Annotated in this window: 10 protein-coding genes and 3 pseudogenes; 12 read left to right on the forward strand and 1 reads right to left on the reverse strand. The window is 46.1% G+C overall.

Annotation, left to right across the window (positions count from 1 at the left end; genetic code table 11):
• Window positions 1–11 precede the first annotated feature (11 nt).
• Complete coding sequence (locus tag JCM23214_RS17425; protein ID WP_025900062.1) at window positions 12–791, reverse strand: HalD/BesD family halogenase; 780 nt, start codon at window positions 789–791, stop codon at window positions 12–14.
• A 208-nt stretch (window positions 792–999) separates the two neighbouring features.
• Here JCM23214_RS17425 and JCM23214_RS22870 point away from each other — a divergent pair, with 208 nt between their 5' ends.
• The 12 genes and pseudogenes from JCM23214_RS22870 to JCM23214_RS21655 all read left to right on the forward strand — a co-directional run bounded on the left by JCM23214_RS22870 (window position 1,000) and on the right by JCM23214_RS21655 (window position 13,418).
• Window positions 1,000–3,801, forward strand: coding sequence for a PAS-domain containing protein (locus JCM23214_RS22870; protein ID WP_159104386.1), 2,802 nt, complete (start codon window positions 1,000–1,002; stop codon window positions 3,799–3,801).
• A 29-nt stretch (window positions 3,802–3,830) separates the two neighbouring features.
• Window positions 3,831–4,583, forward strand: a complete 753-nt coding sequence (locus JCM23214_RS17435; RefSeq protein ID WP_037493947.1) for an SDR family NAD(P)-dependent oxidoreductase — start codon at window positions 3,831–3,833, stop codon at window positions 4,581–4,583.
• 399 nt (window positions 4,584–4,982) lie between these two features.
• Window positions 4,983–6,023: a TRAP transporter substrate-binding protein gene (locus JCM23214_RS17445; RefSeq protein WP_025900065.1), complete on the forward strand. Its 1,041-nt coding sequence runs from the start codon at window positions 4,983–4,985 to the stop codon at window positions 6,021–6,023.
• A gap of 74 nt (window positions 6,024–6,097) precedes the next feature.
• Window positions 6,098–6,619: a TRAP transporter small permease subunit gene (locus JCM23214_RS17450; RefSeq protein WP_025900066.1), complete on the forward strand. Its 522-nt coding sequence runs from the start codon at window positions 6,098–6,100 to the stop codon at window positions 6,617–6,619.
• A pseudogene (locus JCM23214_RS21625) lies at window positions 6,612–7,927 on the forward strand (TRAP transporter large permease). The gene JCM23214_RS17450 and the pseudogene JCM23214_RS21625 overlap by 8 nt, the downstream one beginning before the upstream one ends.
• On the forward strand, window positions 7,924–8,433 hold the full coding sequence (locus JCM23214_RS22875) for a GAF domain-containing protein (RefSeq protein ID WP_148301931.1): 510 nt from the start codon (window positions 7,924–7,926) through the stop codon (window positions 8,431–8,433). The pseudogene JCM23214_RS21625 and the gene JCM23214_RS22875 overlap by 4 nt, the downstream one beginning before the upstream one ends.
• Window positions 8,417–9,660, forward strand: a pseudogene (locus JCM23214_RS21635) (metal-dependent hydrolase family protein). The gene JCM23214_RS22875 and the pseudogene JCM23214_RS21635 overlap by 17 nt, the downstream one beginning before the upstream one ends.
• Window positions 9,661–9,682: 22 nt before the next feature.
• A complete protein-coding gene (locus JCM23214_RS21640) occupies window positions 9,683–10,594 on the forward strand; it encodes a C4-dicarboxylate TRAP transporter substrate-binding protein (RefSeq protein WP_051548237.1) in 912 nt (303 codons plus the stop codon).
• Window positions 10,591–10,824 carry a hypothetical protein gene (locus JCM23214_RS22880; protein ID WP_051548238.1) on the forward strand — a complete coding sequence of 78 codons (234 nt, stop codon included), beginning with the start codon at window positions 10,591–10,593 and terminating at the stop codon, window positions 10,822–10,824. The genes JCM23214_RS21640 and JCM23214_RS22880 overlap by 4 nt, the downstream gene beginning before the upstream one ends.
• A 90-nt stretch (window positions 10,825–10,914) precedes the next feature.
• Complete coding sequence (locus JCM23214_RS21645) at window positions 10,915–11,535, forward strand: TetR/AcrR family transcriptional regulator (RefSeq protein ID WP_037493949.1); 621 nt, start codon at window positions 10,915–10,917, stop codon at window positions 11,533–11,535.
• A gap of 16 nt (window positions 11,536–11,551) precedes the next feature.
• A complete protein-coding gene (locus JCM23214_RS21650; RefSeq protein ID WP_159104387.1) occupies window positions 11,552–12,103 on the forward strand; it encodes a TRAP transporter small permease in 552 nt (183 codons plus the stop codon).
• A pseudogene (locus JCM23214_RS21655) lies at window positions 12,100–13,418 on the forward strand (TRAP transporter large permease). The gene JCM23214_RS21650 and the pseudogene JCM23214_RS21655 overlap by 4 nt, the downstream one beginning before the upstream one ends.
• Window positions 13,419–13,435 lie beyond the last annotated feature (17 nt).

Below are 13,435 nucleotides of genomic sequence, written 5' to 3' on the forward strand. Positions count from 1 at the left end.
CCGGCTTGTGGTTAGTTTATGCGACCGTAAAAAGTCTTTCGGGCTTCCTCCGATAAGGAAATACCCGGCTCGGAGTTATAGGCGAGGACAGCCAACATTCTGGTTCGCTCCCCTAAGTTTGGTCTAACCCGGTGCAGGGAGTTGCGCCCTCTAAACAAGACCAGCGTGCCAGCGCCTAAACTTAGTTTTTCCGTAGATAAGTCGCCGTTGAGTACTTTTTCGGTTGTCTCGTAGCCCATGTCGTTGTTTTCAGCACTGCGCGTATTCTTGACGAATTCGAACTCTCCGCCTTGATCAGCGGGTTGAATCATGAGTGTAATGGCAAAGGAAGAGTTATCGTAATGCCAACCTAGTTCCTGACCGGTTTTTGCAAAATGCAAATTCACGGATGACAGTGGATCCGCATAAGGGTACAGGTTTTCTTCTCTCAGAACCGAACATAGAAAGTTCTTGAAGTCTGTGGACCTGTAAAGAATTTTAAGTGGTGAGCTCTCTCCTATCTGGTCGTCGGTCAGGCAACCTTTTGAAGAGATTACTAGCTGATTTCTTATATGTTGGTCGGGGAAAGTTTTATCCGTTGGTGAGAGATAGACAGTGTGTCTTTCCGTTTTGGCATACACCAGGTCCTCATTCGACAAACCTTCTGTTCGGATTGTCTCTACAGCGCGAGGGGAGATAAAGTTTTCAAGGACAATAATGCCATTTTTGTCCAGCGCCTGTTTCTGGCGATCGATGAACTGAGGGTCGCTGATAGGATAATCTCTATGATTGATGATCTGTTCGAGTTTCATCTTTTCACCGAAAAAGTGCAATGGGACAAGAATTTATAGATCAAATTTGTATGCTGGAGAATTAAAAGTTGGATGTAAAAGAACTCTTAGGACATTTGAGTGATGATAACACTCTATTATGGATTGTGTTCTAGTATTTAGTCAGTCAGTATTCAGTGAATGTGCCATGTATAAAAACAACAATACCTATAATCAAAAAGAGAGAGGAATGGAGCGGAGTTTAAAAAATTTAGACCTCCTTGAAACTTTCCCACACGGTGTGTTTGTTTTTGATCAGGATCTGAAACTGGTGTCGCACAATAGTATCGGTGCGCAGATGATGGGTCTTCCAGAAGAACTGATGTTACCGGGCGTTCACATCGAAGACCATTTTAGATTTAACGCCGAGCGCGGAGAATATGGAGCAGGGGACGTAGAGGACCTTGTTCGCATCCGAATGGCTCCGCTTCAAAAAGGGAAACCTTTCGACTATCAAATCGCACGGCCCAATGGCAGAGTAATTTGGCGGCATGGAATATTTAATGACGATGGTTGGCTTGTCGTAACTTTTACAGATGTGACTAATCGCGCGCGTGAAGAGGATCACCTGCGGACGGAGAATACATCTCTTACTGAGATTACACAGTCTCAGAAGGTGGCAATTGAGAAAGTAAGTACGCGCCTCGAAAGACAAAATCATATACTCGATACAATTTTGAATAATATCAGTGATGGCGTTTCGTTGGTTGGTCGCGATCTGATCGTCAAAATGGCCAATGATCAGTTATTTGAGCTTATGGGCTTGCCGGTTGAAATGAACAGGGAAGGGCTTCCTGTCAGGGAAATTTATAAGTTTTTATCCAGTACCGGAAACCTCGGCGATCCTGAGGAGGATACAACTGTCGATGAGTTTATTGGTGAGTTGTTCAAGAAAGGTGACTTCGTTGTCGAAAGGGAGATTAATTCGGGCAGAATATTGAGAATTTCCCGAAAATTGGTGGATGAAGGTATCGTTACGACAATTTCCGATGTCACCGAATTAAAGTCCAGTCAAAGAGAGCTTGAAGCTGAAAATCAGGCGATTGAAAGGCAAATTGAATATCAGGGAGCAGCGCTCTCCGAACAGAGAAAACTTGCCGACCGCCTTCATGCTGCGATTGATGCATCCGATACCAGTATCATCCTGTTCGATGAAAATGATCGCTTCGTATTTGCCAATAAAAGATACCGTGAAGTTAATCCAGAAGGTGCCCGCTTTGTCAGGGTTGGGATGAAGTATGAAGAATTTTTGGATTATAATCTAAAACTGGGTGTTTATCCGGACATCACGGTTGGGCGAGAAGAATATATCGCCAATCGCAAAAAGCATCTCAAATATTATGGTTCAAATACAATTGTTGAAAAAACAAAGTTCGGGACCTGGTTGCAAATACATGAGCATCGCTTGCCGGACGGCTCGTTGCTATCCCTGGCATCGGATATTACTGATTTGAGGGAAGCTCAAATAGAGCTGGAAAAAAATGAGGAACGTTTCAGGGATTTTGCAACCGATGCTGCCGATTGGTTCTGGGAGATGGATGAAACCCTTACATTTAGTTACGTAAATGGCAAGATTGATGAAGTTCTGGGTTTGTCTGCAGAAGAAATGTTGGGCAAAAGCCGTCACGAAGTGCATGGGTATTCCGAGGTAACGGCACAAGGTACCTGGAATAGTTATCTGGATAGCGTAGAAGATGAAATCGAATTTGTGAGCCCACCAGTTACCATCGTGCGTCCAGACGGGGAGACCCGATACATCATTACAAGCGGTAAACCGATTTATTCGCCTTCTGGTGAATTTAGAGGTTACCGTGGCGTTGGACGGGATATCACGGAGCTGACGCGAACGGAAGAAGCGTTGCGTCGCTCGCAAAAAATGGAAGCTGTCGGCCAGTTAAGTGGCGGCATTGCTCATGATTTTAACAACATACTGGGGATCATATTTGGTAATCTGGAACTTCTCGCTGAAGGTTTGGAAGATCCGTCACCACAAAAGCAATTTGCAGAAAATGCATTGAAGGGAGCAGCAAGGGCAGCGGAGCTTACGCACAAACTCCTGGGCTTTTCACGCCACCATCACGGGTCGATTGATCATGCGGATATTAATGAACTCGTCCGGAATATGAGCAATCTAATATCCAAGTCTCTGACGAGCTCCATAACGGTTGAGCTCGACCTTCATGAGGATTTGTACGATGTAGCAATTAATATTGGTGACTTCGAAGACTCTTTGCTCAATTTATCCTTAAACGCCCGTGACGCGATGCCAAGCGGTGGTACTCTGGTGATATCTACAGAGAATAAGGAGTTGAATAGTTCGCAGCTACAGGATTTCCCTGAATCCAGCCCAGGAAATTATGTCGTTGTAACAGTGAAAGACACGGGTACAGGAATGTCGAAAGATATTCGTGAACGAGTTTTTGAGCCCTTTTTCACGACAAAGGATGTCGGCAAGGGCACAGGTCTTGGCTTGAGTATGGTTTTTGGTTTCGTGAAACGTAGTGGTGGTTTTATTGAGTTACAGTCAGAGCCGGGAATGGGAACAAAGTTCAGCCTTTACCTGCCTGCAGATGAAAATGCAGATGCATATGCTGCTAAAGAAGAAAAGGCGGATCAAGGGCCAACTGGGCGCGGTGAATTGATCTTGATTGTTGATGATGAACATGAATTGCTGGAAATAACCCGCAAGGTGCTGGAGACAAATGGATATTCAGTCGTGGCTGCGCAAAATTCGAAACAGGCGCTGGATTTATTATCAAGTAACCCTGAGATAGAGCTTCTATTCAGTGACGTCATCCTGGCAGAAGATATGGATGGATTTGGTTTGGCGGAACTCGCACGGCAGATGAGTTCGGATCTTAAAATATTGTTGACGAGTGGCTATAACCAGCGATCAGCAGAGGGAAATACGGGAAATACTGAAACCATTCTGAAAAAACCTTATACTCGATCCGAATTGGCATCCGCTATACGTAACGCATTGGATGATTGACAAATATTAAAATTTAATTTGGGGGGATTATGTCAAAAACAGCGATAGTAACAGGTGCAGCACGTGGCATCGGGTTGGCGACCTCCAAATTGTTTTTGGGCAGCGGCTGGCAAGTCGTCATGTTAGACCGCGATGGTCCAGAGTTGATCGCAGCTTCAAAGGACCTTCAAAACACCTCACCAATAATATGCGATGTTTCAGAGCCTAAAGAGGTACAAAGCGCGTTTGAGGAAATTAAACTTGAAGCGCAAAATGTAAATGCGCTGGTCAATAATGCGGGAGTAGCTGATTTTGGCCCCATGGAGGAGACCGATTTTTCAAGATGGCGCAATGTTATGCAGACTAACCTTGATGGCGTATTCCTGATGTCCCAGACATTCATCCCGCTCTTAAAAGAAACCAATGGCTCAATTGTCAATATCGCTTCTATTTCTGGGTTGCGGGCTTCAACGCTCAGGGTCGCTTATGGGACCTCAAAGGCGGCTGTTATTCATCTCACAAAACAGCAGGCAGCGGAACTCGGTGAATTCGGGGTGAGGGCAAATTGCGTTTGTCCGGGCCCGGTTAGAACGAAACTGGCGATGGCGGTTCATTCCCAAGACATCATAGATGCATACCACGACGCCATTCCATTAAACCGATATGGAACGGAACAGGAAATTGCCGAAGTGATTGTCTTTTTATGTTCAGATAAAGCTTCCTATGTTACCGGGCAAATAGTCTCGGTTGATGGTGGATTTGAAAGTACAGGGGTCGGTTTACCTGCTTTACGGCAAAACTGATGAGATTTCTTTAGGCTAGATTTACCGCTTGTCGAATCATTAGATAAAACTGAAATTTGTTTTTTGGCTTTCTGGATGACAAATCTTCTTTTGGGTCGATAGGCTGGTTGTTCGCCTGTTTGTGGATCAAGATAGATTTAAACCTGCTCTGTTGTTTTTCTGACGAAGGGCAGTGAAATTTCGAGGGGCGGATAAAGGCTTATAAAATAAGTCTGATTTTCAGCACCAACTATAATTGCAAGGGAAATTCTGGGTCTTTCGCTATCCATTTTAGTGTGCGCAAAAAAGATCTTTGAAACTTTTATGACAAAAATAGAATAGTAATATTAAAACAAACAGTCTTGACTGTTTTTTTATATGAGCGTATTGACGATCATCCTGAAACACTGGGAGGATCGGATGAAAACGTTAGCTAGACTGGAAAATTTTGGACTTGCAAAGTTCGCATTAGGGGCTGCTATGTCAGCAGCAATTGTCTTAACAGGTACTGCTTTTACATCAACTGCGTATGCTGCTGAATATAAGTGGGATCTTGCCAATGCCTATGGGGCTACCAGTATTCATGCTGAAGGAGATATGGTTTTTGCCAACGAATTGGAAAAACTTTCCCAAGGCAAAATTAAAGTGACAGTACATCCAGGCGGTGCCCTCGGCTATAAATCCGCGGATCACTTTGATGCTGTTAGTGATGGTGCAGTTGAAATCGCCGATACCCCGGCGGGATTTATGGGTGGAGTAGACGCCATCGCACTTTTGTCATCTGTGCCTTTTCTCGTAAAAACTGTCGATGATGCAAAAATCCTTATGGAAGTTGCGTTTAATGAGTATGAAAAGTTTTTTGAAGAGAATGGACAGAAACTATTATATACCTCTCCATGGCCGGCATCCGGGATTTGGTCGAAGCAACCTGTAAAAGAACTGGCAAATCTTAAAGAGTTGAAGATCAGAACCTATGATCCGGGTGGAACCAACACGTTCAAAGCCATTGGCGCTGCACCAATTCAACTGGCTTGGGGCGATGTTGTCCCGCAGCTTGCTACAGGCGGCATAACTTCAGTATTGACATCTGCTGAAGGGGGCGTTTCCCAAAAATTTGTTGAGCATACTCCTTACTTCACTGAGATAAACTATGCGCTTCCGTTAAATTTTGTTCATATGAACAAGGACACGTTTGATAACCTGCCTGCAGAGTTGCAGGACGCCGTAATTGCAGCCGCCAAGATTGCCTCCGACCGCAACTGGTCCGAAGTTGTCAGTCGCACAGAGAGAAATTACGAGCAGGTCGAAAAAGATGGTGGCACGTTAATTCTAACGGGAACTGACAAACTTCTTGATGGGCTGGCTGAAGCAGGAAACCTTGCTTTAAATGACTGGTTGAAAAAAACCGGTGATCGCGGTCAGAGGATTATCGACGCTTACCGCGCTCGGAAATCTCAATAACTCTTTTCCTCACCCTGTACCTGTCTTGCCGGGCAGGTGACACTGCCCGGCTTTTTTTTGGAAAGGAACTGGATATGTATCGGCAATTTGTGGATCGACTTAGCCAATGTGCGGCTGTCCTGTCCTGCGTTATCCTGGTTATGATTGTCAGTTTTATACTTCTGGAAATTACCCTGCGCAGTTTCTTTAACTCATCCACTTATGTATTGGATGAATTCGTAGGATATGGCGTTGCGGCTATGACATTTCTCGCTTTCGCTGCGACATTGCGTGATGGGGTCTTCATTCGTGTTGAAATGATCCTGGCTCATTTGTCACCACAACCCAGAAGAGCTGTTGAAGTTCTTTCCCTATTGGTAGGTACAGCTTTGTTCAGCGGACTTACCTGGTATGTAGCAAAGCTGATTTACCGAAATTTTGACAGGGGGGTCGTTAGTAACTCAATCGCCGAAATCCCACTTTGGATACCGCAAAGTTTTATCCTTGCGGGACTGGTGTTGCTCGTGTTGCAGTTCGTTGCCCAGGCGATATCAGTTGCATTAGGTGCTGACTATGCGGGGATGGAAGGCGCGAAAGGGGCTTCAGGTCATGACTGATATCGGCGCCGCACTCATCGTATTACTTCTTATTTTCCTATTCCTTGGCAGCGGAATTTGGGTCTTTATCGGTCTTATTCTTGTATCCGTCACCGTCCAGTTTTTCCTTCTGGATTTCTCATTGGCGCGCATAGGGTCAATTGCCACCAAAATTATGATGCGCAGCGCAAGTTCGTGGGAACTCGCAGCAATCCCCATGTTTATCTGGATGGGAGATATAATTTTCCGAACGGATATTTCACAAAGATTATTCAACGGTCTCGCGCCGCTTGTCGCCAGAATTCCTGGCCGGTTACTTCACGTCAATATTGTTGGGTGCACCCTGTTTGCCGCAGTGAGTGGCTCCAGCACAGCAACCACAGCGACCGTCGGCCGGATCTCTTTGGATGAGCTGACTAAACGCCAGTATGATCCGCTTCTTGCCGTTGGATCTCTGGCTGGTGCAGGCAGTCTGGGTCTATTAATCCCGCCGTCCATAGTGATGATCGTTTATGGAATATTGGCAGAGGTTTCAATCGTTTCTTTATTCGCCGCAGGCGTATTGCCGGGGCTCATGGTTGCGGCCTTGTATTCCACTTATATTGCTTGCCGGGCAAGCCTCGACCCTGTGATATCGGCGCAACTGGCTGCACAGGAAAAATTACCGGTTCGACTTGGAGATTTCCTGAATCTGGTACCTATTGTTCTGTTAATCGTAATCGTGTTGGGGGCGATCTATTCCGGGTTGGCCACGCCCTCTGAGGCTGCTGCAATTGGGGTGCTGGCGGCGCTGTTGATTGCGGTGTTTACGGGACAACTGACATTCGCGGTGATTGGCGAGTCATTGATCAATGCAGTGAAAATGTCAGCGATGGTTATCTCCTTGGTGATCGCTGCGGCATTGCTTTCTACACAATGGGGTATTTGCATTTGCCGCAGTCGGTTGCCTCTTTGATTGCGGGTCTGGAATTATCGCCCTATGCGCTTGTCGCCATTCTCGCGCTATTTTACGTTTTGCTTGGGCTTTTTCTGGAAGGAATTTCGATCACGGTCATGAGCCTTCCGATCACGCTTCCTCTTATTGTTCAAGCGGGATTCGATCCGTTGTGGTTTGGTGTATTCCTCATTTTGATGGTGGAGCTGGCGACGATTACGCCGCCAGTGGGCTTCAACCTTTTTGTTCTACAAGGATTGACAAATATGCCCATAAGCCGTGTCGCTCGGGCATCATTACCCTTTTTCTTACTCTTATGTCTGGGCGTAATTTTGCTAACAGCTTTTCCGAATATTGCGCTTTGGTTGCCTTCCGCACTCAAAGGGGGAGCATGATGACTAATTTCAATGATCAATTGATTGAGCTTGTTAATCAAGACTCTGATCAGCAGCTCATTTTTGACTGTGTTTCCGAAATATTACGCGATCAAGTCGGCTACAAGCTCTTTACTATATTGGGTTTTCAGAACTCCCGGAGAATGGTGTCGCGACTTTATAGCTCCGATCCAGTTAATTTTCCTGTTGGTGGTTTCAAGGCACTTGGCTCAACGGAATGGGGAGCAATCGTACTTCAAAAGGGAGAAGTTCTGATTGCAAAGAATAAAGGCGATCTGCGGAGAATTTTTCCAGATCACACATTGCTCCTGAATATGGGGCTGGGATCTGCGGTCAACATTCCCATTAAATATGCAGGCCAGGTCCACGCGATGCTGAACATGTTGGATGTAGAAGGTTTCTATAACAGCAGGAGCGTCCATAAAGCTGAACGGGTTGCAGAGCTACTCGGGCCTGTGCTGGCAGCAGAGAAAAAAGTCAAATTTTACGATTGCGCGAGGGAATAAAGTGAAACCAACTAGTTTGATACTCAAGAATGCCAACCTTCTGGATACCCGTGCAGGAAATATTGTCGGTAAGCGCAATATTCGCATTGAAGATGGTATCATATCGGAAATTTCAGCGGGTTCAACGAAACCTGCCGACGAAACACTGGATGTTGACGGCAAGGTTGTAATGCCGGGACTTTGCGATGCCCATGTTCATGTGGTCGCCGCAACTGCCAGTTTTCCCGATCTGATAACCTGGTCTCCCAGTTATGTTGCCGCTCGATCAGGCAGATTTTAAGTGGAATGCTGATGCGGGGATTTACAACTGTACGTGATTGTGGCGGGGCGGATTACGGGCTCGCCAAGTCAGTAGAAGAAGGTTACCTCATTGGACCCAGGCTCCTTTTCTGCGGTCACGCCATTTCACAAACCGGTGGACATGGGGATATGCGCGGACCGGGGGAAAATTGGGAAGAATGCACCTGCTGTGCTGGGCTTGGCAGGGTGGTTGATGGCGTACCAGAGGTTAGGCGTGGCTGTCGCGATGAACTGCGAAAAGGTGCGCATTTTATCAAAATCATGGCATCCGGTGGGGTGTCATCTCCGACAGACCGAATTGGAAATACACAATTCTCCATGGATGAAATCAGGGCTGCAGTCGAAGAGGCAGAAGCGGCTGAAACATATGTCGCCGCCCATGTTTATACAGCAAGAGCGGCAAACAGAGCGTTGGAATGTGGGGTGCGTTCGCTGGAGCACGGTAACCTGATCGACGACAGCACGATTGATCTGCTCCTCGAAAAAGAGGCTTTCCTTGTCCCAACAATGTCAACTCATGAAGCCTTGAGAAGAGAAGGTCTCAAGAACGGGCTGTCTGAAGATATGTACAAAAAAGTTCATGAGGTGGTGGAGGCTGGTCACAGAACGCATTCCCGCGCGAGTGACCGAGGCGTGAAAATGGTGTTTGGCACCGACCTATTGGGAGCAATGCACGAACATCAACTGACTGAGTTCGAAATTAGAAGTGCGTTTCAAAGTCCTGCAGAGTTGATCCGATCCGCGACAGTAACCGCTGCGGAGTTATTTCAGATGGAGGGGCAAATTGGCGAAATTATCGAAGGGGCGTTTGCCGATCTGATCGTGCTGGATGGTAATCCGCTGACAGATATTGGCGTACTGCAGGCTCCAGACAGATATTTGAAAGCCGTTATCAAACAGGGAGAGATTTTTAAATCCGCTCTTTAACTCTATAACTTGGGAGGAGTTCATGAAAACACAGATCAAAACAGGCGTCACCGCGTTGGTCTGCAGCTTTGTAATTGGAATGACTGGCATAGGGTCGGTCGCCGCTGACAACTTAAAGGCAAATATATTTTTCCCTGCTCAGCATCCATTGGCAAAATTTGGGTATGTACAATGGGCGGAAACAGTTCGAGAGCTTTCAGACGGCGAACTGGATGCGAAAGTCTTCACTGGAACAGTAATTTTACCTCCACGTTCAGGGATGGCGGGTGTTCGCGATGGTATCGTAAATGTGGGATACCATGCAGCAACTTACACACCAGCGGAACTGCCTATTACCAACGCAATTCAGGAAATGGGGTTCAATTATAGTGACCCGCTGGTGATGATTGCTGCGGCGACGGATTTTAACACGAACAACGAACGAGCGCAGGAGCAATGGCGAAAGGCTGGGGTCGTCTACACTGGTGGCTATAGCACGCCTCCCTATAATTTAATGTGCCGTGAACCTGTAAAAACGCTGGCAGATCTAAAAGGCAAACGGTTGCGGACCGCTGGTGCTGCTATGTCCCGTTGGGCGGAAGAGATTGGGGCTGTTCCTGTAAATATTCCCTCCAGTGAAATGTATCAAGGTGTTGAAAAAGGAACACTTGATTGCGCTGTTAATGTGGCGAATGACCTTAAATCCAGAAGTTTGTGGGATGTGGCCAAGCATACAACCATGGCCCCGCTTGGGCTTTATTGGTCTGGTCCCATGTGGGCTTTCAATCAGTCATACTGGAATGATTTAACTCCCAGAAAAAGAGAAATATTCTTTAGGGCGAACGCACGTTCGATGGCGAACTTGTATGTAGCTATGCCGCTTCGGTCAAGGAAGCGCTTGATGAGGCAGCCTCTCACGGAGTTACAATCTATGAGCCGGGTGAAGATATTTTGAATTCGATTTCCGAATTTGCAAAGACCAATCTGAATGAGGTCTATTCAAAAGGTCGAGAGAAATATGGCCTGCAGGATTCTGAAAAAATATTGGGTGAATTCGATAGCAAGGTCAAAAAATGGGAAAAACTATTCGCGACTGTTGATCGACAGGATGCAACTGAAATTGAAAGAATTATTTGGGATAATTTGTATAGCAGGCTGGATGTAAAAAGTTTCGGTGTGAACTAAAAAATTGGAAATAACCGCTCCTCGATTGTGGAGTGGGGGAAATTATTGATAATATTATTTTATCATTAGTTAATCCATAAGCAGGTCACGATGAACAAAATTGAAAAACCCGGCAAGCAGGCTGTCAGATCTTTAAGAATGCAGGAAAGGTTGCTTCTGGCAACACTGGACAGTATTTACGAAGACGGTTTTCAGAATGCGTCCACGACCGAGATTGTCAAGCGAGCCGGGGTCTCCAGAGGGGCCATGTTGCATCACTTTCCAAGTAAAGAAATGTTGATTGCAGCGGCGATTGAAAAATTATTGGCCGACGAGATTGAGTTCATTCGTGAGGAGGCCGGCGCCTATGCCCGACACGAAAAAACCATCGATGATTTTGTGGATTTCCTGTGGGGTCGTTTTTCCAGCCGCCTGTTCATGATTACGATAGATTTTCTTTCAAGTGCGCGTACAGATGAAAAACTGCGCGATGCTGTTATTCCCGTGAGTTTGAATTTCCATGAAAGCCTGAACGAGATTTGGTCGCAGTTTTTTCATTATAAAAACTCTTCTCCAGAAAAGGTGCAAACCCTTTTAAATACAACACTTTGCCTGATGAGGGGTATGGGAATTCAGACGGTCATCCGCTCCGATGATGCTTATTTTGAAAGCATCAGAAATTGCTGGAAACAGATTTTACATAATCAGTTGGATGAAGATCCAGCCGGATAGTCGCAATGGGGACGAAATGGACGATGTAAAGTTATCAAAATTCAAAACAGAAAAACTGATCCTTTATATTGTCCGAAGCATGATGGCCTTATGTTGCCTGTTTCTGGTCTTAATGATGGTCCATGTTGGGGCAGATATCGCTGCGAAACTGATCCTGAATTCACCGCTTACAGGAACGCTTGAAACCGTTTCTTATTACTACATGGTTAGTCTGGTCTTCCTTGCTTTGCCTTATGTGGAACTGCGCGGGGAGCATGTATCAGTTGATTTGTTTTTCCAGAAATTTCCGCCAAATCTAAAAATATTCGTTTATGTGACAGGTACATTATTAGCGGCAGCCTATTACGGTTTGTTTGCCTATACGACTTTTCTTGATGCTCTTAAAGCGACAGAACAGTTGGAAACGGTGATGGCAAATTTCCTATTTTATGTTTGGCCCAGTCGGTGGGCGTTGCCAATCGGCAGTTCTGCACTGGTATTGATGTTGGTGTTGAATGCGGTGAAAACCTGTTTGTCTTTAAGCCTTCCCGTCACCGAACAGTCCGACCCTACAGAGGCAGTGATATGAGTACCGGAGCCATTGGTATATATGGGGTCATTGCAACTCTTCTATTGATGGGATTGCGTGTTCCTATCGCTGTTGCACTGGGTAGTGTTTCCATTATTGGCATTATCTGGATGCTGGATTTGCGGGCGGGCCTCGGAATTATATCATCCGTTCCGTTCAATTTTATTGGAAACTGGGCGTTGACAGCGGTTCCAATGTTCCTGTTGATGGGATTCATTTGCACGACAACAGGTATGACCAATGGTCTGTTTAATGCTATGCGTATCTTCCTGCAAAATTGCCGGGGGGATTGGCGGTAACTGGAGTTGCAGCCAGTGCTTTATTCGCTTCTGCATCAGGCCCAAGCGTTGCCACTGCCTCCGCCATGGCGAGAATTGCTGTCCCGGAAATGTTAAAACACAAGTATGAGCCCGGATTTGCGAGTGGGGTAATCGCGGCTTCCGGCACTTTGGGATCGTTAATTCCTCCCAGCATTTTAATGGTTCTGTATGGAATTTATGCCGAAGTTTCCATCGGAGCATTATTTATCGCGGGTTTCCTGCCAGGCCTTATCTCAGCCGGTTTGTATGTGGGAATGATCATATTACGCGCTCATTTCAATCCAGAGCTGGCGGGAAATGGTCACTCGCAACCTTCAACTGGAATAGCAGAAAAGCTGTCTGCATTGTCTGATGTCTGGCCGCTTCCAATTTTGATCGGCGCGGTCCTTGGTGGTATTTTTACCGGCCTATTTTCCCCAACAGAAGCCGGCGCGGTCGGTGCGTTAGTGGCAACCATGATTGCGGCATTGCGCCGTCAGTTGAACTGGCAAAATTTCAAAGAGGCGGTGAAGCTTGCCGTAGTCGGCAGCAGCAGTATTTTCGCCATTTTAATAGGAACTTTATTCTTTACCCGGTTTTTGGTTTTAAGTGGCTTGCCGACTGATCTTGCGCAAATGGTTCTATCCCTGACGGATGGTAATCCATATCTTATTATCCTCGGTGTAGCCGTCATTTACGTTATTCTTGGGATGTTTGTTGAGTCGATCGGTTTGATGCTCCTCACTCTTCCGATAATTCTACCGTTGGTAGCTGGCGCGGACATGAACCTGATCTGGTTTGGAATCATTATCATCAAACTGTTGGAAATTGGACTAATCACGCCACCCATTGGTTTGAACGTCTATGTCATAAAAGGGGCGCTTGGAAGCCGTGTTTCCCTGCAAAACATTTTCCGCGGTGTGACCTGGTTTCTCGTGATGGATATAATCGCCCTTTTATTAATTGTCGCAATCCCCTCGCTTTCCCTTTGGTTGCCAAAGGTGATGTGGAATTAAAAGATAGATTGCAAATT

The sequence above is a fragment of the Sneathiella glossodoripedis JCM 23214 genome (assembly GCF_000616095.1).
Lineage (GTDB): Bacteria > Pseudomonadota > Alphaproteobacteria > Sneathiellales > Sneathiellaceae > Sneathiella > Sneathiella glossodoripedis.